Source organism: Lewinella sp. JB7 (assembly GCF_024297185.1).
Taxonomy (GTDB): domain Bacteria; phylum Bacteroidota; class Bacteroidia; order Chitinophagales; family Saprospiraceae; genus Neolewinella.
In genome coordinates this window covers 55,500-77,724 of record NZ_JANCTD010000011.1, presented here as the reverse complement: position 1 = coordinate 77,724, position 22,225 = coordinate 55,500, and the positions used below count along the sequence as shown (strand labels likewise).

Below are 22,225 nucleotides of genomic sequence, written 5' to 3'. Positions count from 1 at the left end.
GCATCTCGCTATTCCTTGATCACGACTACCGTTTGTACCGCATCGCTGTACTGCAGTCGCAGAATGAACGTTCCCGGCGGTTCGTCCGTCAGGTCGAGGACGATCGCCTGCTCGTCGGTTTCCGTGAATTGCTTCGTCCAGACCACCCGGCCCAGCAGATCGATCAGCGTCAGCTGCGCATCTCCCGTTTCCGGTAATGTAAAATTGACGCGGAGCTCACTTGCGGCCGGATTGGGGTAGGTCTGCAGGATAGCAACAGAAGGGGAAGCTTCCTTTAGGTAAGTCGGCGACAACACGAGCGAGGGGCTGCTTACCGGCGTACAGGGGTTGGCCTGTGAGCCCGTACGTGATTTATCGACGCAGCCGAAGGTTTCTAGTTCCCACTTTACCCGGTCGTTGTTCGCATAAACATCGAAGGCGTGGTGGGTATTGGCCAGGAATACCTCCGGTAGGGTAGCGGCGGTTTTACTGGCGGCGCCGGCGGGGGTCAGGCGGTTGTTGGGACCCGCGGGTACGTAGTAGGGATACGGATTCCGGTTGGTATAGCTGAAGCTCAGCCGCTTGGAATAGCTCACGCCGTCGATGACGACCGGGATCGCCAGGTCTTCCTTACACTCGATCTGCACCCTGATCTTATCCGAGCAGCCTCCGGCCGGATTAACGTACAGGAAACCTCCCGTTACCCTCGCCAGGTACGGACTGCCCGCGGCGAGGCGGGCCTCGATCGGATATACGCCGGGCAGGACGGGGTCGGGCAGACGCACGGAGTAAATGATTTCGGGTGCCGTAGTTTCTCCGCACCGCAGGCCGGTTACCGTGGCGGAGAAGGTCGTCGGAATCGGATCGCCAACGGTAATGACCTCATCCCGCACGCTAATGTCCAGGGTGGCCGGATGGATGGTCAGGGCACCGGAGGCGTAGGTCACGGCGTAGTTGTCCGTAAGCGGCGGATTCACGAACTGAATCTCGGTCGCGGTCGTGCATCCGTCCGTCGGTGTGGTCGTGAATTCTTCGGGAAATACAGCGGAGGCATCCTCGCCCGCAATAAAGCCAGCGTACCGGAAGGTCGGGTGGATCGGCCCCCCGTAAGTGACGCTTGCATCCTCGATCGTAACGGTCAGGGCTTTGCGGTTCACGGTTAATTGTCCGTCGGTAAAGACCAGTTCATAATTTTGGGGGAAGGGCGCCGTGCCGGCCGATATGGTGTGGGGTCCCGCTACCGGGCAGGGATGGGTGCAGCTGGTCGTATAGGTCAGACCATTGGGGAAGACCGTGCCTGCGTCGTCGTCCAGCACGAAGCCCGTAATGGCGGCCGATCCCGTGGGCGATTCGCCGTACGTGATGGCCTCGTCATTCACGGATACCACCAGGGTCGCCCGACTGATCTCCAGCGGCGCGGTCTCGTAGCTGACGAGCAATTGATCGTTGATCAGGGCTCCGGGAACGATGTACTGAGTACCGACGGTGAGGCCCGTCAGTAGAGTCACCGGAGCAAATTTCAGGGTGTCGGTGGCGTCCAGATTCGCATCGGCTGAATTCAGGGTTACCAGGCTACCCCCGAACGCATCCAGGATGCGGGCTACCCGCCCCTGCGCCTCGGTATTGACCAGGGGGATGCCATTGACCAGCGTCACGCCATTGACCAGGGGTATGCCGTTCACCAACGGAATGCCGTTGACGAGCGGAATGCCGTTCACCAGCGGAATGCCATTGACGAGCGGAATGCCGTTCACGAGCGGGATGCCAAAGAGTCGCGCCTGCCCGTTGACCAGGGGTATGCCGTTCACCAACGCCGTACCCGGAACCAGGGCGGAGTCATCCCCCTGCTCGATGGAGGGCATGGTGAACACATCAACGCCGATCCGGAAGAGCTTGGCCGTAGTGCTGCCGTTGACCAGCGGAATGCCGAAGGCGGCGGCGGTAGGGGCGCTGCTCACGGTATTTTCGCTGACGTAAAAGGTGCGGTTTAGTAAAGACACGCCGTTGTCGATCCCGTCGTCGCTGCCGTCGATGTAGGGCTGGCCGTCGACCAGCGGAATACCATTCACGAGGGGGATGCCATTGACCAGCGGAATGCCGTTCACGATCGCTACTCCGTCCGTCTGCCCGAGTGTCGTCCGGTGCTGCTGTTGCACGGCGTCGGCGACCGTGGGATCCACATCACCCGCAAACAGATATTCGTATTCGATCGTGGGGATCGGGTCTCCGTAGGTCATGGCTGCCGGCTTCGGCCTGATGGTCACGGGGAGGGGCGTGATCGTCAGAATTCCGGGTACTGCCTCCAATCTGTACAGTTCCGCGACGGCCGGATCGAGGGCGGCCGGATCCCACACCGGAGTGATGGCGTAACCGACGTCGACGATCAGACTGCCGGTGGTGGCCGCAGTTTCCAGGCTGATCGCGGCTTCGATCAGGGGCAATACCGCCGGGTCGATGGGCTCGCCGGTACTTTCAATGCGGTAAGTCAGTTCCGGTAGCGGAGCGCCGTAGTGCTTGCTCTGATTCTCGGCGACGATCCGCACGTCGGTGAGGGGAATGTCCTCGAAGGTCAGCGTATCGGATGTCCCCCCGTCGGTACCGTTGGTTACGGGCACGTTGGGCGGGTTAAATACGTAGATCGGTGGATTGCCGATGAAGGGGGGAACCAGTACCTCGGCCCGCGTACGGTCGGGACTGATGGAAATGATGTCCAGGATCTGATCCCGAAAGAATACGAGGGTAGTCTCGTCAAAGAAAGCCCCCTCCAGGATAAGGTTAAACGCGACTTCGCCGGGCTGCCGGCCCTCCGCCAGGTTCTGAATGTTGAGCGCCGTCAGCCGGGGCGTCGGAGTGGCAAACTCGTCGACCGCCGCAAGGGTGGAAACGAAGCCGTAGCCCCCCACGGGATCGTACGCGCCGCCGTGGGAGGCGGTCCGCCGCAACAGATCGCGTACCCAGGCGCCGGAGGTCTCTGCGGTGGCGGCGAGTCCGAATTTTTGTCGGGCTTCGAGGAGCAGAGCCGCCGCCGCCGCGACGTGGGGAGCGGCCGCCGAGGTGCCGAAAAAGTTGGGAACACCATCACCCTCCACGTCCAGCGAGCCGAAACCGACGCTGGTGTTCACTCCGTTGGGGCCGTTAAAGTCGGGCTTCTGGCGTAACGCAGCCTCACCCGCGATGGGCGTACCGCCGGTGGAGGAGAAGCTTTCGACCGCGCCCGTATTATTGTAACGCACGGCCCCCACGGTCAGGGCGTCCTCGGCGTTCGCGTGCCCGACGATCGTCGAATTCCCCGAACCCGGCGTGGTACTCATGTATTCGGCGTCAAAGACGCCCCGGTCGCCGGCCAGGAATACGACGTACTTGAATTTGACCGGCCCGCCCTCACTTCCCGGTCCCCGCTCGATCCGTATGTTGGTACTGGTGGGGTTGACCACCTCGAAGGGCAGCACCTCGATCGGATCGCCCCCCAGGTTGTTGCGGTTGAAGCCGTAGAGGACAGATCCGTCGTTCTCGGTGAGGTAAATGTCCAGGTCCTCGACGGTGCCCTCCGCCGTCTCACCGATAGAGTAGAAGTTGTCCTCCCACTGCAGTACCAGCAGGTAAAAACCGACATCCAGGTTCACTTGCTGTAACACATCGCCGCCACCGAAATCGTGGTAGCTACCGCCGGCGGCCAGGGTGCCTTCGTAGGAGCGGGAGGCAAAGTTGCCGGCCGAGGTCACGTAGGTCACGCCCTCGTCCCGGGTCGCCTGCTGAACTGCCTGGGCTACTAATCCATCCTTTAAGAAAGGCTCGGTGAGGTAAGTAAGGTCGTCCACGATCACGTCGCAATCGTAGTTCTCGGCCAGGTCGGTGATCCCGGCGGCGAAATTGCCGGCGCTGATGAAGCCGGTCCGGAAGAAGAGTTCTGCCTGCGGCGCTACGTCGTGGACGATCTGTAGCATGGCCCGCCCCTCGTCGGAACCCGCTACCGTAATCGGCGATCCGTTGACGATGACCGGCACTTCCGTTACCGCATCGTCCCCGCCGGGCAGGTCGCCGTTGCCGATATCGGCGTTAAGTCCGGCCTGATTGCTACTGTAGCTGTCGGAAATCACGCCGATCTTCATTCCGCTTCCGTCCAGTCCGAATCCGCCCCGGGCCAGGAAGGATCCCTGGGCGGTATCGCCCTGACTGGTGATCAGGCCGGCATTGGAAATCGCCGGGAAGGCGGGGCGAACGTAGTTGATGATGTCGCCCCGGCCATTGAGCGAACCTAGTTGGTTGATGGGGAAGTACACCGTGATGAGCAGTTGATTCACTCCGTTGTCGATGAAGGCCGCGGAGGGAATCCCGTAGGTGTTGTTCAGTAAGTCCACGACCTGCTGCCGGAAGCCGTCGACGACGATGATGTCAATGAGTACCTCATTTGCCTGAATACGGTAAATGCGCGGCGTCGGCGGGTTGTCGGGGTCGTAGTCGGCCGCCAGGGAGGTCAGCTCGGAACCGATGAGTTCCTCCACCTTGGTCGTGGAACGGTAGCCGGGCAGGATGTCGCAGTTGCCGCTGACGCACTCGCAGTACCGGGCCACGCCGGCACAGTCTTCCGCGCCCGGCACCTTGGAGGCGTTGCCGCTCGCGCAGTAGAGAATTCCCGTAGCGGCCCAGTCTCCGTTGTTGTTGATGTTGCCGTTCTGGGTGGTGACCGCTCCCTCGCCCCTCAGCCGGCCGTTATTGTTGAAATTGCCTTCGACCAGGTCCAGGCAGGAGCGGTTCAGGATGGTCTCGCCGTCGTTGATGAAGTTTCCGTCCTTGACGATGACGGCGTCGGTCGCATCCAGCAGTCCGGCGTTGTTGAGCACCCCCGGACCGATGTCCAGCCGCCCCTTGTTGATGGTGACCACTCCGCCCGCCCGCACGTTCAGGTTCGAGGACAGATGGAGGACCGCGCCGTCCCGGATGGTGATCGATCCCGAAGCGGGGACCACGATCGCCTGGTTAAGGCGGTAATTGATCGTATGCCCGATGATCACCACCTGCCGGTCCAGCTGCTTCGTCGGAACGGGATTCGCGTTACAGCCCCCACCCCTGCAACTCCACGCCGATGCATCGAGCCAGTCGTCACTGCCGCCGGTGGTGGTGTAAGTACGCACATTCTGGGCCCCGACGGAGCTGCTGAGTACGAGCCAGCCAACGAGAAAAAGCAGTGGTGCAGCAGCTGCTCGAAGGCGAGCCGGCAGAGAATAAGCGAATAACGGAACAGAGCCTACTGTTCCTTGGTGGGTGTGAATGTTCATGTGTTCGTGTCTTGCGGTCAAGCGACCAAAACCCTGCTGTGGAAGTTAGGCAGAAATCCCCTCGTTCGCAAACAATGTGTTTACACAGTCTTTCGGATCGGGTATTCGGACGGGCGGCGGCGCGCGGGAGCCGACATTTTGGGGGAGCGCAAGACAAGTCAACCCGTCAATTTCAAATTGAAAATTGGCGATTTTAAATTTTGCCTCCTCTCCCTCGGCGTACAACGCTTCGGCCTCACACGAGCACAGCGAGCATCCCCGCCAATTTCAAATTGAAAATTGGCGATTTTAAATTTCACCTCCCCTCCCTCGGCGTACAACGCCTCGACCTCACACGAGCGCAGCGAGCAGAGGCATCAATTTCAAACTGAAAATTGGCAATTTCAAATTTTGCCTCCTCTCCCTCGGCGTACAACGCTTCGGCCTCACACGAGCACAGCGAGCATCCCCGCCAATTTCAAATTGAAAATTGGCGATTTTAAATTTCACCTCCCCTCCCTCGGCGTACAACGCCTCGACCTCACACGAGCGCAGCGAGCAGAGGCATCAATTTCAAACTGAAAATTGGCAATTTCAAATTTTGCCTCCCTTCCCTCGGCGTACAACGCCTCGACCTTAAACGAGCGCAGCGAGCATCCCCGCCAATTTCAAATTAAAAATTGGCAATTTTAAATTTCACTTCCCTTCTCTCGGCGTACAACGCCTCGACCCTACACGAGCGCAGCGAGCAGAGCCGTCAATTTCAAATTAAAAATTGGCAATTTTAAATTTCACCTCCTCTCCCTCGGCGTCCAACGCCTCGACCCTACACGAGCACAGCGAGCAGAGCCATCAATTTTAAATTGAAAATTGGAAATTTCAAATTTCCACCTCCTACAGATACTTCCCCGTATAACTCCCCTCCACCTCCTTCAACTCCTCCGGCCGGCCCTGAAAGACCAGGTGACCGCCGTCGCGTCCGCCTTCCGGGCCGAGGTCGATGACGTAGTCGGCCGACTTGATGACGTCAATATTGTGCTCGACGATCAGTACGGTATGACCGTTTTCCACCAGGGCGTTCATGGCCGACAGCAACACCTTGACGTCGTGAAAGTGCAGGCCGGTCGTAGGCTCGTCGAAAATGAAAAGGATGTGCTCGCCCTTCTTTTCCTTCGTGAGGAAACTGGCCAACTTCACCCGCTGCGCCTCGCCGCCGGATAGGGTAGAGCTGGACTGGCCGAGGGTGACGTAGCCCAATCCGACGTCCTGCAGGGGCTGCAGTTTTTTCATAATGTCTTTCTCCTCGGCAAAGAAGCCGATCGCTTCGTCAATACTGAGGTCCAGGATTTCGGCGATGTTCTTACCGTTGTACTGTACGTCGAGGATCTCGCGCTTGAAGCGGGCGCCGTTGCACTCCTCGCATACCAGGCGGACATCGGCAAGGAACTGCATTTCCACCACCTGTTCCCCCTCGCCCTTGCAGGTGGGGCAGCGGCCGCCGTCTACGTTGAAGCTGAAGAAACTCGGCTTGTAGCCCCGAATTTTAGCCAATTGCTGATTCACCATCAGGTTGCGGATGGCATCGTAGGCCCCGACGTAGGTCACTGGATTGGAGCGGCTACTCTTACCGATGGGACTCTGATTGACCATCTCTACCTGGGTCAGCAACTTCAGATCACCGTCGATCCGCGAGTAAGGCCCCGGGGCCTGGGAGGTCCCTTCCCCGAGTTCGCGGCGGAGGGCGGGGTAGAGGATGCCCTTGATCAGACTGGTCTTACCACTGCCGGATACGCCGGAGACCACCGTAATGGCGTTCAGGGGAATCTGGACGTCGATCTTCTTCAGGTTGTGCATGCGCGCGCCCTCGAGCTTGATCCAGTTCGTCAGGCGGCGGCGCTGCTCCGGCACCTCGATTTGCATCGTGCCGTTCATGTATTTCGTGGTCAGGCTTTCGGTCGCTTCCCCATAGATGGCTTCATAGGGACCGGCAAAGACGATTTCGCCGCCGTAGACCCCCGCTGCCGGTCCGACGTCGATCAGGTAATCCGCCGCGGCGATGATGCCCTCTTCGTGTTCGACGACCAGGACGGTATTGCCCAGATCGCGGAGTCGCCGCAGTACCTTCACCAGTCGTTCGGTATCCCGGGGATGCAGGCCCACGCTCGGCTCGTCGAGAATGTACATACTGGCCGTCAGGTTGCTGCCCAGCGTGCGGGTCAGATTGATGCGCTGGCTCTCGCCCCCGGACAGGGTGTTGCTCAGACGGTTGATGGTCAGGTAACCAAGGCCCAGGTCCATCATGCTCTGCAGTCGGTTATTGATCTCGAGCAGCAGCCGGCGGGCGATGGTAGCGTCGTGGTCGTTGAGCTTCAGGTCCAGGAAGTGCTGCTGCAGCAGGTCGATGGGCAAATCGACGAGCTCCATGATGGCCTTTCCGTCGATCTTGACGTAACCGGCCTCCTTGCGCAGCCGCCCGCCCTTGCACGTGTGACAAAGCGTGCGGCCCCGGTAGCGCGCCAGCATCACCCGGTTCTGGATCTTATAGAGCTTTTTCTGCAGTTCCTCGAAGAAGGCGTGGATACCCTGGGCGTGGCGGTTGCCGTCCCACAGTTCATCCTTCTGGGCCTGCGTCAGGTCGGCGTAGGGAGTGTGCACCGGAAACTGAAAGCGATTGGCCACGCGCAGGAAGTCGGTCTGCCACTGTCCGTAGCTGCTGCCCGACCAGGGGGCTACGGCCCCGTCGTAGACGGAAAGGCCGGGATTAGGGATCACCTTATCCTCGTCGATGCCCATGGTCCGGCTGAACCCCTCGCAGGTCGGGCAGGCTCCGTAGGGATTGTTGTAATTGAACAGGGCGGGGGAGGGTTCCAGAAAGATCATCCCGTCCAGCTCGAAGCGATTGTTGAAGGCGGCCCATTCCCCGCCGTCCAGGCTGACGACGACCTCCCCGCTCCCCTCCGTAAAGGCGGTCTGCACGGAGTCCGCGATTCGCTTATCGTTTTCCTCGTCGCCGGCCCGCACGATGAAGCGGTCCACCAGCACCATCACTTCCTCTTCGGTCTCCAGCTGATCGAGCATCTTGTCGAGGCTGCCGCGCCCACTCTCCAGCACGTCCTCGATCTGTTGGGGCTCGTCGTCCACCAGGACTCGCGTATAACCCTTCTGCTGTAGTAGTTCGAGTTCGCGCCGCAGGGTCCGGTCTCCGTAAGTCCGGGGTACGGGAGCGTAAAGGTAAACGCGGCTGCCCTCCTCCCGACCGGTGATGTAGTCCACGACGTCCGATACGCTGTGCCGCCGCACTTCCTCCCCGCTGATGGGACTGTAGGTACGGCCCACCCGGGCGTAGAGGAGACGCAGGTAGTCGTAGATCTCCGTCAGGGTGCCCACCGTGGAGCGCGCGTTGGCCGTCGTGGTCTTCTGCTCGATGGCGATGGCCGGACAAATACCCCGGATGTAATCTACCTCCGGCTTCTTCATCCGCATCAGGAATTGCCGCGCGTAGCTGCTCAACGACTCCACGTAGCGCCGTTGCCCCTCGGCGAAGAGCGTATCCATCGTGATGCTCGATTTGCCGCTTCCGCTGACCCCGGTGACCACGACGAGCTGGTTCTTCGGGATGGTCAGATCGACGTTCTTCAGATTATTGGCATTGGCTCCCTTGATAAATACGGCGCTCCTCAGATCGGCCGCGCTCAGGTCTTGGCGGTTGGTGGACATGGGGTGGAAACGGCTGGGGCGGCGTCCGGGTTTTGGCGGCCGCCCGGCGAAGTCGGGATCCTGAACGGAAAAACGGCCGACCCCAGCGCGCCAAATCCCTCATTCTCTACCCCGTAAGTCAGGAACAGCCACCGTTTAGTGATTCCTTACCCATATGTTATAGGTTTAGACCCACGGGTAACCCCGGATCACTACTCCGCTTCGCTTCTTTACCCCCTCATAACCTCCGTTCGGCATGACCAACAAAGCCACCCGGTATACGGGCGACAAACAATTCGACATCGTTGACGCACCCGTCAGTTCTCCCGATCCCGGAGAGGTCCGCCTCAGGGTTGCGTACTGCGGCGTGTGCGGCACCGACGTCCACATCTACCACGGTATGATGGACCAGCGCGTAAGTACCCCCCAAACCATCGGCCACGAAATGTCCGGAACGGTCGATGCCGTAGGGGAGGGCGTGACCGATTTCGGGGTAGGGGATAAGGTGGTCGTCCGGCCCCTCGATGACCGCGGAGCCCAAGCTTCCGATAAGGGCCACCACCATATTGCCGCGGCCCTCAAATTCATCGGCATCGACAGTCCCGGTGCCATGCAGGCCTACTGGAACGTGCCGGCCTTCACCCTGCATAAGTTGCCTCCGGACATCGATATGCGCCTGGCCGCCCTGATCGAACCTCTGGCCGTTGCCTGTCATGACGTACGCCTGGGCGGTCTCCGGGAAGGTGAATACGCCGTCGTGCTGGGCGGCGGGCCCATCGGGATGCTCGTAGCGATGCGGGCGCGGAGCGCGGGAGCCAACGTCCTAATTTCCGAAACCAACGAAACCCGGGTTGCACTGGCCAGGGAGCTGGGTTTCGCGGTGGTGAATCCGGCCAAAGAGAACCTGGTCGACTACGTTTCCCGGCAGACCGACGGCGGGCTGGCGGACGTGGTCTTCGAAGTAGCCGGCGTGCAACCCACCATTGACGTCATGACCGAGGTGGCCGGAATACGCGGGCGCATCGTGCTCGTCGCCATTCACGGACAACCCCGTCCGGTGAATCTCTTCAAGTTCTTCTGGAAAGAACTGCAGCTCATCGGTGCCCGCGTCTACGAACCCGAAGATTACGAAGATGCCATTCGCCTGGTTGCGGAAGGATCCTTACCCCTGGAATCCCTGATCACCTCCGTCGCCCCCCTCCGGGAGGTGCAATCCGTCTTCGAGCAAATAGATCAAAACCCCGACGGCATGAAAGTGCTGCTCGATTGTCAAGCATAATCAGGTATGACCAATATTTTAGACGCCTTCCAACTGAGCGGTAAGACCGCCCTCGTCACCGGTTGCAAACGCGGCATCGGCCGGGCCATGGCCCTCGGCCTCGCCCAGGCCGGTTGCGACATCATCGGCGTGAGCGCGACGCTGTCCGGATCCGGTTCGGAAGTAGAGCAAGAAGTGAGGGCTACGGGCCGGTCGTTCACCGGGTACTCCTGCGACTTCGGTGACCGTCAGGCCCTTTACCGCTTCATCGGCGCGGTAAAGGAAAAGCACGGCACCCCCGATATACTCATCAATAACGCCGGAACCATCCTCCGCACGCCGGCCGCCGAGCACCCCGACGAAATGTGGGATAAGGTCATCGAAATCAACCAGAACGCCCAGTTCATCCTCACCCGGGAGTTCGGGCGCGAGATGGTCGAGCGCGGCAGCGGCAAGATCGTCTTTACCGCTTCCCTCCTCACCTTCCAGGGCGGCATCACCGTACCCGGCTACGCCGCCAGTAAGGGCGCCATCGGCCAGATGACCATGGCCTTCGCCAACGAATGGGCGGGCCGCGGGGTCAACGTCAATGCCATCGCCCCCGGATACATCGCCACCGATAATACCGAAGCCCTACGTAATAACCCCGAGCGGGCCGACAGCATCCTGGCGCGCATCCCCGCCGGCCGCTGGGGAGAGCCCGGAGACTTCGCCGGCCCGGTCGTATTCCTCTGCTCCGAAGCCGCCGCCTACGTACACGGCACCATCCTGGTCGTCGACGGCGGCTGGATGGGACGGTAAGCACTCAAAAGACAAGCCATGAAAAACTTTAAGCTATTCATTGACGGCAAGTGGACGTCCGGAAGCGGCGGCACCGACACGGTAGTCAATCCCGCCAACGGCGAAGCGGTCGGTTCGGTTGCGGTCGCTACGGCCGACGACGTTACTAAAGCCCTGGAGGCCGCGAAGGTGGCTCAGGTGTCCTGGCGGCGCCTGCCCAATAAGCAACGCGCCGACCTGGTCCGGGCCTTCAGCAATAAGATCAAGGCGCACCGCGAGGAGCTGGCCCGCACCATCGTTGCCGAACAGGGGAAGCTGCTTAAGGTCGCCCGCTTCGAAGTCGATGTCACCTCTTCCTTTCTGGAGTACGCCTGCGACTGGGCCCGCCACCTCGAGGGCGATATCGTACCCAGCGATAACCCCAACGAACAGTTACTTATTCATAAGGTACCCAGGGGAGTAGTAGTGGCCATTACAGCCTGGAACTTTCCACTAGCCCTCGCGGGCAGAAAGATCGGTCCGGCATTGGTCACCGGAAATACGATGGTCCTGAAGCCAACCCCCGCCGCGCCGCTGTCTGCCCTGATGCTGTGCGACCTGGCCCGGGAAGCCGGATTGCCCGACGGCGTCCTCAACGTCGTGACCGGCGGCGTGGAAGCCGGCGTCGCGCTGGTGGAAAGCCCCCTGACAAATATGGTCACCATGACGGGCAGTACGCCCACCGGACAGGCCATCGCCCGCTCGGCCGCCGCAAACCTGACCCACGTCCAACTCGAACTGGGCGGCAAGGCCCCCTGCATCGTCTTTGCCGACGCGGACCTGGACGAGGCTGTGGCCGGTGCCCTCCACAGCCGCTTCGATAACTACGGGCAGGTCTGCACCTGCAACGAGCGGATGTACGTGGAGGAGGAGATCTACGACGAGTTTATGGCCAAATTCCGCGAGGCCGTCGCTCAACTCAGGGTCGGTGACCCAAGTGAGGAGGACACCGATCTCGGTCCCCTGACCGAAGCCGGCGTGGTCACCAAGCTGGAAGAATTGATCGCCGACAGCGTCGGCCAGGGAGCCCGCATCACCCAGGGGGGAAAACGGCCGGACGGCGACGCCTTTGCCAGGGGGAACTTCTTCGAGGCTACCCTGGTCGAGGACGTCACCCAGGATATGCGCATCGTGCACGAGGAATTATTCGGACCGGTACTGCCCGTCATCAAGTTTAGCGGATTCGACCAGGCCGTGGAATACGCCAACGATTGCCGCTACGGCCTGGCCGCGATCGTATTTACCAAGGACCTCGCGAAGATCATGCGCCTTCCCGACGTACTGGAATTTGGCGAGATCTACATTAACCGCGGCCACGGCGAGCTTCACCAGGGCTTTCACAACGGCCTTAAGCTGTCCGGCAGCGGGGGCGAAGACGGTAAGTACGGCATCGAACAGTACCTCGAAAAGAAAACTACCTATCTCCGGTATTAGGCCGCCGCTACCGATCCAGTTATGCGCGAAATCACTTCCATAGACTGCCAACTATTCAAGGTCCCCCTCCCCGAAGTACTCTCGGACGCCAAACACGGCGATCACTTCCACTTCGAGCTGGTTACCTGTACCATCACCCTGTCCGACGGCAGTGAAGGAACGGGCTATACCTATACGGGTGGGAAGGGCGGACGCGCCATCCGGGCCATGATCGAACACGATCTCGCGCCCGCCCTGCTGGGGAAGGACGGCACCGCGATCGAGGAGCTCTACGACTTCATGGAGTGGCACGTTCATTACGTGGGCCGGGGCGGCATCGCCAGTTTCGCCATCAGCGCGATCGACATTGCCCTGTGGGACATTCGCGGTAAAAAGCTCGGCCAGCCGCTCTGGCAAGTCGCCGGCGGAGCGGGTAACAGCTGTAAGGCTTACTGCGGTGGTATCGACCTCATGTTTCCCCTTGAAAAACTGCTCGGCAACATCCGCGGCTACCTGAATCGCGGATTCACGGCCGTCAAGATTAAGGTCGGTCGCCCGGATCAGGCCGAGGACGTCGAACGCGTCAGAGCGGTCCGCGAGCTGATCGGACCGGAGGTCACCTTTATGGTGGACGCCAATTACAGCATGAGCGTAGCGGAAGCGACCGACTTCAGCAGGGCCATCGAACCCTACGACATTACCTGGTTCGAGGAACCCACCATTCCCGACGATTACGCCGGTTACGCGCAGATCGCGGCAGCCACCAACATTCCCCTCGCGATGGGGGAAAATCTCCACACCATTCACGAATTCCGGTACGCCTGCGAGCAGGCGGATCTGGGCTTTCTTCAACCCGATGCCTCCAACTGCGGCGGCATTAGTGGCTGGTTAGCTGCAGCCCGGCTGGCGAAGGAGCACGGTCTTCCGGTCTGCTCCCACGGGATGCAGGAACTGCACGTCAGCCTGGTCAGCAGCCAGTCGCACGGTGGGTGGCTGGAAGTCCACAGCTTTCCAATCGACGAATACACGACCCGGCCGCTGGTGGTCGAAAATGCCCGGGCGGTAGCGCCGGATACCCCGGGCACGGGGGTCGTTTTCGATTGGGAGAAGTTGCTTCCCTTCCGCCAGGATTAATCAACCCGCAAACCACGACCACCCACCAACTCACCCTTTAGCGCATCGATCATGACCATCGGAATCATTTCAGCCATCGCGGCCGGCATCATGCTGGGGCTCTACGCCCTGCCGGAGAAGTACGCTCGGGACTTCGAATTCGAGAACACCTGGGGACTGATGTTCCTCATCAATATGTTTATCGTACCGGTGATCGCCGGCTTTCTGTTGGTCGATGATTTTACGGCCATTCTCGGTTCCCTCTCCGGAGAGATCCTACTTAAGATGGGCATCGCCGGCATCCTGTGGGGCATCGGCGTAATGCTCTGGGGAAAGGCCATCAACTACATCGGACTGTCGCTCGGCTTTTCGATCTTCATCGGCACCGTTATTCTGGTAGGGTCCCTGCTTCCCTTTCTCGTGGATGGACTACCGCCCCGGGGTGCCTTCCTCACCATCCTGGCGGGTATCCTGGTCGTGCTGGTCGGGGTGATCGCCAACGGCCGGGCGGGAGTGGCCCGGCAAAAGGACGAGCAGGAGCGAGCCCTTTCCACCCGCTCCGACGCGGCTATGAGCACGGGCATCGCCATTGCCATCGGGGGTGGGTTGCTGGCTACCGGATTTAGCTACGCCAATGCCGCCGGGCGCCCGGCCATCCACGCCGCCTCCCAGGCCGCCGGCAATCCGGAGTGGGTCACCGCGGTCGTGGTGATGTTCGTCATCTACCTGGCCGGCGGGCTCTTCGTCGCTCCCTACTTCTACTACCAACTGAGCAAGAAGAACTATTGGGGCAAGTTTAAGTCCCCCGCCCTGGGGCGCAACCTCGGCCTCACCACCATCATGGCCGTCCTCAACTTCGCGGCTTCGGTCACCTTTGCCTACGCGGCCTTCCAACTCGGGCAGGCGGGGAATACCGTCGGCTACGCCATCTTCAACACCGTCAGCGTAGCCGTAGCCATCGTTACCGGCCTCATCACCGGGGAGTGGCTCAGCGCCTCGAACAGAGCCAAGGGCTTGCTCTACGCCGGCCTTATCGCCATGGTGCTCGGGGTGATCGTCATCGCGTGGGGGAATAGTCTGGCGGCATGAGTGGGGCCTACTCCAGCTTCAGTGGCTCGGTTTTGGCATTTTCCGTTCCCCGGATCTTTTCGTAGGCCTTCACTAGCTCGGCCAGTTTGTCGGGATTTTCTCCAGCGAGATTCTGGGTTTGCCCGACGTCGTCGGCGAGGTTGTAGAGCTGGTAATTCGGGTCGTTGCCGACTTCGATGTTTACGTAAGCGTTGACCGGCTTGCCTTTATAGGGTGGAATCATTAGCCAGTCGCCCGACCGCAGGGCGGTGCGGGACGTGGCTTCCAGGACCAGCTCCTCGCGACCCTGATCGCTTTCGCCCAGGAAAGTAGCCAGCAGTTCCCGTCCGTCCGTTGCTCCCGCGTCCCCGCCCACGAGTTCCGCTAGCGAGGGCAGCAGATCGAGCTGGGAAACCAGCGCATCGGATACCTTTGACTGGGTGTGTCCTTGCCAGTAGGTGATGAAGGGAACGCGGGTACCGGCCTCGTACAGGCTGTATTTTCCTCCCCGTAGCGGACCCGCCGGTGTATGGTCCCCGAGTTTTTCCACGGCATCGTCATAGTAGCCGTCGTTGAGGACGGGGCCGTTGTCGGAGCTCAGGACGATGAGGGTGTTTTCCAGCAGCCCCTCCTCGCGGAGCGTTTGGACAAACTCGCCGATGGCCCAGTCGGCCTCCACGATCGCGTCGCCGCGGGGACCCATGCCCGACTTCCCTACGAAGCGCGGATGGGGAGTGCGCGGCACGTGGGGCTGCTGCATGGCATAGTACAGGAAGAAAGTCTCGTCCTTATGCTCCCGTACGTACTGCTGCGCACGTTCCAGGAAGTGGTCGGCCATGTCGACGTCGCTCCACTTCGCCCGTTCGCCGCCCTTCATGTAACCGATGCGGGGGATGCCGTTGACGATGGTGTTGTTGTGGCCGTGGTGCCACTTCATGGTGGTCAGTTCGGGATTGTCCTTGCCGGTGGGCTGGCCGGGGAAGTTGTTTTGGTAATCGATCTCGATGGGATCGTCGGGGTCCAATCCTTCGACCATCCCGTTCTCGAGGTAGACGGTGGGTACGCGGTCCTGGGTGGCGGCCATAATGTAGCTGTAGTCGAAGCCAATCTCGTTGGGGCCGGGGCTCACGTGCTCGTTCCAGTTGACGTTGCCGGTGCCGAGACCGAGGTGCCACTTACCGACCACGCCGGTATGGTAGCCCGCCCCCCGGAGCATGCCCGCGACGGTGGTTTGGTTAGTGTCGATAATGAGCGGCGCGGTGCCCGGCAAGATCTTGGCGTCGCTGTTGCGCCAGGGATATACGCCCGTCAGCAGCGCGTAACGACTAGGCGTGCAAGTCGCCGAGCTGGCGTAACCATTGGTAAAGCGCACCCCGCCCTCGGCCAGGGCGTCGATGTTGGGCGTCTGGAGGGTGCCGGCCCCGTAGGCGCTCACGTCCCCGTACCCGAGATCGTCGAGGTAGATGAATACGATGTTGGGGTTGGTGCCACTGGCCGAAGTGGCGGCGGTGATGTCCGTATCGGGAGCGGTGCCGCAGGAGACGAGGGTAAGGCCGAAAAAGAGACCAAAGAGGAGGGTGCGTACAACGATGTTCATGGCGTTAATTTAGCAACGATTATTGGCGGAGGGGTCACTTTCCGTCCGCGGCCGGAGCCTCTCCGTCCAACTGCCACACCCGGATCCATTCGTACTCCGTACGGCGATCTTCGATGGGGGCATCCTTGATCGCGCCGCCGTCGGGGGGGATGGGGTTCCAGTCGTATGTCTCGATGGCCATGTGCAGCCAGGCCTCGCGGTCGTGGTCTACGGTAGGCTCAATGGAGTACACGTACTTCCCGTCGAGGTAAAAGCGCAGTTCCCGTGGCGATTTCCACCACACGCCGTAAACGTAGAAGCGATCCGCGTTTTGGGTGGGGGTCTTTACGCTGTTCTGCGATTGCACGGGCTCGGGATTGCATTCCGTGGTCCGGTGAATGAAGTTGGAATGCATCACGTGGTCCCACTCCCGGGCCCACTCCTTGGCCAGGGGAGAGACGACCCCGACGCACTCCTGCACGTCCAGCTCCAGTTTGCGTTCGCAGTCGTATTTCGACATCAGCCAGAAGGTGGAGGACATTTCGGTGCGGTTAGCTTTCATCTTAGCCTCGGCGTAGTAGCCGACGCGGGCCGGTCGTAAGGAGCGCACGATCCCGCCGTAGTGGGTAAAGGTATCTCCCTTGATGAGTTGCATTTCGGGTAGTACGCCGACTTCCACCGACAGCTTACCGTCCCGGATCTTCACGTTCTTAGCCTGAAACAGCCCGGGCGGCCGGCCGATCCAGGCCCAGTCGTTGCCGATGGGCTCGATCTGCCACTTTTCGGTGTCCACCGTTTTCCCCTCGAAATCGTCCGACAGTTCCGGTACGGCGATCCACTCGCGGTTATCCGGGGCCGGATCTTCTCCCGGCAGAAAGGTAGGTTGGGCGCGGACGCAGGAGCAAAGCAAGATCAGTAGAACGAAGGGGGCAGGTGTTTTCACGGCGGCGGTTTTGGATGATGCGGAATGATTGTAAATGTCCGACCGGGCGGGCACGGCCCGTACCACTCCCGTTCTGGTGTGGGTAACGGATGGTTAAATACGGCCCGCGGGGGGGCGTCTTCTTCCCGGGGCTCGATACCTTGATCGTCCACCCATTTTGCTCCCGATGATTCTGCGCCTTTCGAAGTGTATTCTGACCCTTCTTCTTTTACTTACCGCTGCCGTTGTCCTGAGCCAGCCGCCGGCGCCGTCGTTGCCCAACGTAGTCGTGGTGCTGGCCGACGACATCGGCTACGGCGACCTGTCCGGCTACCGTCGGCTGTCGGGGCTGGACGTTGTCGTCGAAACGCCGAATCTCGACCGGCTGATGGAACGGGGCCTGACCTTCACCGATGCGCATTCCCCCACCTCCCTGTGCGCGCCTTCCCGCTATGCCGTGATGACGGGTAACAACCCCTACCGCAGTTACGCCCCCTGGGGCGTGTGGGGATCCTTCCAGCCTACCCCCATCGAACCGAAGGACATGACACTCGGCAAGCTCATGCGGGGAGCGGGCTACCACACTGCTTTTCTCGGCAAGTGGCACCTGGGCGGTGACTACCACGTGCGGGGCGACACCACAAAGATTTACCGGGGCGACCGATCGAAATTTCAGCGCGACGTCGACGTCACCCGCATCGTCGGTGCCGGCCCCCGGGAGCAGGGTTTCGACTACAGCCTCACCTTTCCCGCCGGCATCCAGGACGTGCCGTATGTCGTGTACGAGAACCAAGAGTGGTTGCCCCTCACGCCCGAGTCCCGCATAAGCGATATTACCCAGGCGAAGATGACCCCGCTCCGGGTGACGTTGGATAAAGACGAGGGCCTGGGCGATTCGGCCTGGAACCCCTACCGTATGGGACCGTTGCTCGTCCACAAGGCCGTGCACCAAATCCGTACGGCGCCCCGGGACCGCCCACTGTTCTTATACTATGCGGCGCTGGCCGTTCACTTACCGCATACCCCGGCGGACTCCCTGAACGGGGAAACAATTCGGGGGACCACCCCTTCCGCCCACCTCGATCTGGTCCGGGAGCTCGACGTACAGCTGGGAATGCTCATGGATGCACTGAAGGAGAAAGGCATGTACGAGAACACCCTCTTCATTTTCACCTCCGACAATGGCGGACTGCGGATCGCCGATACCGAAGCCTCCGGCCACCGTTCCCCCGGGCCATTCCGTGGCGGCAAGAACCAGGCGTACGAAGGCGGGCACCGGGTGCCGTTCATTGCTGCGTGGCCCGGGAAAATTCCATCCGGGGAAACCTCCGGGGCGCTGATCTCCGGCACCGATCTGCTCGCTACCCTGGCCGCCCTGACCCACCAACCGCTGGCGGATTACCAAGCTATGGATTCCCGAAATTTTCTGCCGGTACTGCTCGCCCAGCCTAATGCCATCCCGCGCGACCACCTCCTCCTGCAGAGCGGAACGGACCGCAGGGTCATATACCGCGACGGACAGTGGAAACTAATCATGCACCTAGACCGGGAGGACTCCCTCACGCCGGTATCGCTCTTCGATCTCGCCGATAATCCGGGTGAGGACCAGTCCCGCGACCTCATCAACGCCCCCGTTCAGCAAGAACGGATCACTAGGATGCTGACTCAATACATGGCCTACCGACGGAGCGGCTTCTGATCCGACCGCCGCGTTGGCCCCCTAGCCCCCAAAGGGGGAAGACGCGGCTGCATTAGTGACCGGAAGACTGGCTTCCTCCCCCTTTGGGGGGCGGGGGGCTAAAGCCAAGCTAGTACGACCAGAAGAGCGGTATTCGTACCGCCGCGTGGCCCCCTAGCCCCCAAAGGGGGGAAGACGCGGCTGCATGGGTGACCGGAAGACTGGCTTCCTCCCCCTCTGGGGGCCGGGGGGCTAAAGCCAGGCTGGTACGACCGAAAGAGCTGTATTTACCGCCGCGCTTGCCCCTAGCCCCCAAGGGGGGGAAGACGCGGCCGCATGGGTGACCGGAAGACTGGCTTCCTCCCCCTCTGGGGGCCGGGGGGCAAAAGTCAGGCTAGTACATCGGGAATAGCCGTATTCATACCGCCGCGTGAACCCCCTTGGCCCCCAAAGGGGAAAAGGCGCGGCTGCATGGGTGACCGGAAGACTGGTTTCCTCCCCCTTTGGGGGCCGGGGGGCGAAAGACATCTGTGTTAAATCCGTGGCCCTCCGTGGTGAAAAAACACTTCCCTACCTCGGCGTGCAACGCCTCGACCCGACTTAACGATAAGATCGGTAAATTAACGATCCACCGTTCCTCAATCACCACACCACATCATGCAAGGACTGATCCAGCCATACCCCCTCACCACTACCGCCATCCTCGAATACGGCAACCGGGTGTTTCACCACAAGCGGATCATTACCTACTTACCCGACGGTACCCGCCACGCCTACACCTTCGGCGAAATGTACCTCCGCTGCAAGCAACTGGCCAATGCGCTGCGGAATACCCTGGGAGTCGGACGGGGGGATATGGTAGGTACCTTCGCCTGGAACCACGGTCCGCACGTCGAGCTCTACTACGGTGTGTCCGGCATGGGGGCGGTCTGCCACACGATCAATATCCGGCTGTCGAGTAACCAGATCGAATACATCATCAATCACTCGGAGGACAAGGTCATCTTCGTCGACGCCACCCTGGTGCCCCTGCTGGAGAAGATCGCGAACCAGCTGGAAACCGTAGAGCATTACGTACTCATCAACGCGCCCGCCGACTTTTCCACCACCCTCCCCAATACCCTCCACTACGAAGACCTGCTCGCCGAACAGCCCGACGAGTACGATTGGCCCGAGATCGACGAAAACGAGGCCTGCGGCATGTGTTACACCAGCGGTACTACCGGTCTGCCCAAGGGGGTGCTCTATTCCCACCGGTCCACTTACCTGCACGCCCTCACCATCATGACGCCGAATGCCGGCAACCTCAGTAGCCAGGACATCGCGCTGCTTGTCGTACCTCAATTTCACGTTATGGCCTGGGGGTACCCCTACGTCTGCGTCATGGCGGGCGCGGATATGGTGATGCCGTCCTCCAACCTCCAGCCGGCCGCGCTGGTTGATATCCTGCAACGGGAACGGGTGACCCGGGCCAACGGGGTGCCGACCATCTGGCTCGGAATCTACCACGAACTGAAAAAGAATCCCCCCGCCGAAAAGCTGGCCCTGCGGGAATACGTCGTGGGGGGATCGGCCCTCCCCAAAAGTCTGATCGCCGGATTTGAACGGGACTTCGGCATCCGCGGCGTCCACGCCTGGGGCATGACGGAAACCTCCCCCCTCGGCACCCTGAGCCGTATACAGTCGAAACACGCTTCCCTGTCCGACGACGAGCAACTCACCATCCGCGCCAAGCAGGGCATCGCCTTCCCCGGCATAGAGCTCCGCGTCGTGTCCGAAGATGGTACGCCCGTTCCCCGCGATGGCCAGACCATGGGTGAACTGCAGATCCGGGGAGCCTGGGTCATCAACGCCTACTTCAAAACCCTCAACAAGGAAAGTTTCACCGCCGACGGGTGGTTCCGCACCGGCGACGTCAGCACCATCGACGAAGACAGCTATATGGAGATCAAGGACCGCACCAAGGATCTCATCAAGAGCGGTGGGGAATGGATCTCCAGCGTGGCCCTGGAATCCGCCCTGATGGCCCACCCGGGGGTGAAGGAGGCGGCCGTTGTGGCCATTCCCGACGACAAATGGGTCGAACGCCCCCTCGCCTCGGTCGTTTTACTGGAAGGGGCGGGCCGGGTGACGCCCGAAGATCTGATGGATTTCCTTTCTCCCAATTTCGTCAGTTACCAGATTCCGCGCGACTTCGTGTTCCTGAAGGATGTGCCCAAGACCAGCGTCGGTAAGTTCGATAAGAAGGAAATCCGGCGGCGTCACGCGGCGGGAGAATTGGTATAGGGGAAGACTCAGTCCAGCAGACCTGCCTTCCGGGCGTACTGCAGCAACTGTACCGTCGAGCTTACGCCGGCCTTGCGCAGCAGGTTCTTCCGGTGGGTACACACGGTATTGTAACTGATGTACAGGTGGTCGGCGATCTTCTGACTACTGAGCCCCCGGTCGACCAGTTGCAATACTTCCAGTTCGCGGGGTGATACTTCCACCACCTGGTCACACCGAAAGAGGGTCGTATGCCTCACCCGGTCGCCCTCCGGCGCACGCTGCTTGACGTGGAGGAGGCAGGCCGTAGAGGCGTTCAGCGCGGTAATGTCCGAAACCACGACGAAGTCCGTGAGCGGGTGCCCCCGGGCATCGAAGCTGGTGAAGGTGACGTGGTGGTTCAGGTGGACGACGCTACCGTTAGCAGCCAGCATGCGGCAAGTGTACACGAAGACCAGGTTACCGCGTTCGCCTACCGGATGACGTTCGAGCTCCTTGGCGATCTCTCGGTGTATCTTCCGCAGGCACTCCCGGTCGTCGGCGTGCAGGTGACGGAATACCGACTGCAGTCCGCCGAACTGCCAGGCCTGGTGGTCATACCCGAGCAGGCGCTCGACCCCCGGACTGAGGTAGCGGTACCGGCCCGTCAGGTAATTGATCGAATAGCACCATACGCCGGATTGTACCAGCAGGTTTTCGAAATCCGGACCGGGATCGATGGGAGGTTGGCGGATACTCCGAGTAGTCCCCGCGGCCCCCGGTGGGCGAAAGGCCGCCCTCATCTGGAGGACGTTGTATTGTGGAAGCATAGTGTGAATAGGGAAAGGTGTATAAAGGGATGTTCTAAGTCGTTAATTCGCTTAACACATGGGTGTAACCCCAATATAACGGTTTGTGCATAAAATCAACAATTTGTCGACCCTTATTATGTTGTAACGCGGTCTTTTTTCGGGCGGCGGCGCGCGGGAGCAGTAGATACCCCGGATAACCAACAATCGAAGCGAGATGGCCACGGAGTATATCCACCAAAACAGGAAGGGATGTAATCCCCATATCTGGGGAGTGCCAGACTGCCTGCCTACCCATATGTTCCCGAAACTACCTTTTGACGCTTAGGATTTACCCGACCGCTCACCCGTACACCAGTTGTTAATGGTTCGATATCCTTGGCTATTCCCGACTT

The 22,225-nt window shown here is 60.7% G+C and carries 12 protein-coding genes; 7 read left to right on the top strand and 5 right to left on the bottom strand.

Annotation, left to right across the window (positions count from 1 at the left end; translation table 11 throughout):
- Positions 1–8: 8 nt before the first annotated feature.
- Complete coding sequence (locus NMA52_RS19265) at positions 9–5,111, bottom strand: MBG domain-containing protein (protein ID WP_254828960.1); 5,103 nt, start codon at positions 5,109–5,111, stop codon at positions 9–11.
- A 1,017-nt stretch (positions 5,112–6,128) separates the two neighbouring features.
- Positions 6,129–8,951: an excinuclease ABC subunit UvrA gene (uvrA, locus tag NMA52_RS17275; protein WP_254828959.1), complete on the bottom strand. Its 2,823-nt coding sequence runs from the start codon at positions 8,949–8,951 to the stop codon at positions 6,129–6,131.
- Between the two features lie 235 nt (positions 8,952–9,186).
- Between uvrA and NMA52_RS17270 the strand changes: the two genes are divergently transcribed.
- From NMA52_RS17270 to NMA52_RS17250, 5 genes are read left to right on the top strand one after another with little or no spacing between them, the layout of a single operon-like run.
- The gene (locus NMA52_RS17270) at positions 9,187–10,209 is read left to right on the top strand and encodes a zinc-binding dehydrogenase (RefSeq protein ID WP_254828958.1); all 1,023 of its coding nucleotides are present in this window, start codon (positions 9,187–9,189) and stop codon (positions 10,207–10,209) included.
- A gap of 6 nt (positions 10,210–10,215) precedes the next feature.
- A complete protein-coding gene (locus NMA52_RS17265; RefSeq protein WP_256534358.1) occupies positions 10,216–10,989 on the top strand; it encodes an SDR family NAD(P)-dependent oxidoreductase in 774 nt (257 codons plus the stop codon).
- An 18-nt stretch (positions 10,990–11,007) separates the two neighbouring features.
- Positions 11,008–12,441: an aldehyde dehydrogenase gene (gene aldA / locus NMA52_RS17260; protein WP_254828957.1), complete on the top strand. Its 1,434-nt coding sequence runs from the start codon at positions 11,008–11,010 to the stop codon at positions 12,439–12,441.
- 21 nt (positions 12,442–12,462) lie between these two features.
- Positions 12,463–13,554: a mandelate racemase/muconate lactonizing enzyme family protein gene (locus tag NMA52_RS17255; protein ID WP_254828956.1), complete on the top strand. Its 1,092-nt coding sequence runs from the start codon at positions 12,463–12,465 to the stop codon at positions 13,552–13,554.
- Positions 13,555–13,605: 51 nt separating this feature from the next.
- Positions 13,606–14,622 (top strand): L-rhamnose/proton symporter RhaT, encoded by a 1,017-nt coding sequence (locus NMA52_RS17250; RefSeq protein WP_254828955.1) that lies wholly within the window; start codon positions 13,606–13,608, stop codon positions 14,620–14,622.
- A gap of 7 nt (positions 14,623–14,629) precedes the next feature.
- Here the strand turns inward: NMA52_RS17250 and NMA52_RS17245 are convergent, their stop codons facing one another.
- Together NMA52_RS17245 and NMA52_RS17240 are read right to left on the bottom strand one after the other, a co-directional pair.
- Positions 14,630–16,198, bottom strand: coding sequence for an arylsulfatase (locus NMA52_RS17245; protein ID WP_254828954.1), 1,569 nt, complete (start codon positions 16,196–16,198; stop codon positions 14,630–14,632).
- A gap of 34 nt (positions 16,199–16,232) precedes the next feature.
- Positions 16,233–17,120, bottom strand: coding sequence for a glycosyl hydrolase (locus NMA52_RS17240; protein ID WP_254828953.1), 888 nt, complete (start codon positions 17,118–17,120; stop codon positions 16,233–16,235).
- A gap of 166 nt (positions 17,121–17,286) precedes the next feature.
- Here NMA52_RS17240 and NMA52_RS17235 point away from each other — a divergent pair, with 166 nt between their 5' ends.
- A complete protein-coding gene (locus tag NMA52_RS17235) occupies positions 17,287–18,798 on the top strand; it encodes an arylsulfatase (protein WP_254828952.1) in 1,512 nt (503 codons plus the stop codon).
- Between the two features lie 636 nt (positions 18,799–19,434).
- Positions 19,435–21,063, top strand: coding sequence for a long-chain fatty acid--CoA ligase (locus NMA52_RS17230; RefSeq protein ID WP_254828951.1), 1,629 nt, complete (start codon positions 19,435–19,437; stop codon positions 21,061–21,063).
- A gap of 8 nt (positions 21,064–21,071) precedes the next feature.
- On the opposite strand, the gene NMA52_RS17225 is transcribed toward NMA52_RS17230, so the two are convergent.
- The gene (locus tag NMA52_RS17225; RefSeq protein ID WP_254828950.1) at positions 21,072–21,851 is read right to left on the bottom strand and encodes a LuxR C-terminal-related transcriptional regulator; all 780 of its coding nucleotides are present in this window, start codon (positions 21,849–21,851) and stop codon (positions 21,072–21,074) included.
- Positions 21,852–22,225 lie beyond the last annotated feature (374 nt).

Excerpts from the sequence above, each read along its gene's own strand:
- uvrA (WP_254828959.1), bottom strand. The coding sequence starts at position 8,951 with ATGTCCACCAACCGCCAAGACCTGAGCGCGGCCGATCTGAGGAGCGCC.
- NMA52_RS17270 (WP_254828958.1), top strand. The coding sequence starts at position 9,187 with ATGACCAACAAAGCCACCCGGTATACGGGCGACAAACAATTCGACATC.
- NMA52_RS17265 (WP_256534358.1), top strand. The coding sequence starts at position 10,216 with ATGACCAATATTTTAGACGCCTTCCAACTGAGCGGTAAGACCGCCCTC.
- aldA (WP_254828957.1), top strand. The coding sequence starts at position 11,008 with ATGAAAAACTTTAAGCTATTCATTGACGGCAAGTGGACGTCCGGAAGC.
- NMA52_RS17255 (WP_254828956.1), top strand. The coding sequence starts at position 12,463 with ATGCGCGAAATCACTTCCATAGACTGCCAACTATTCAAGGTCCCCCTC.
- NMA52_RS17250 (WP_254828955.1), top strand. The coding sequence starts at position 13,606 with ATGACCATCGGAATCATTTCAGCCATCGCGGCCGGCATCATGCTGGGG.
- NMA52_RS17245 (WP_254828954.1), bottom strand. The coding sequence starts at position 16,198 with ATGAACATCGTTGTACGCACCCTCCTCTTTGGTCTCTTTTTCGGCCTT.
- NMA52_RS17235 (WP_254828952.1), top strand. The coding sequence starts at position 17,287 with ATGATTCTGCGCCTTTCGAAGTGTATTCTGACCCTTCTTCTTTTACTT.
- NMA52_RS17230 (WP_254828951.1), top strand. The coding sequence starts at position 19,435 with ATGCAAGGACTGATCCAGCCATACCCCCTCACCACTACCGCCATCCTC.
- NMA52_RS17225 (WP_254828950.1), bottom strand. The coding sequence starts at position 21,851 with ATGCTTCCACAATACAACGTCCTCCAGATGAGGGCGGCCTTTCGCCCA.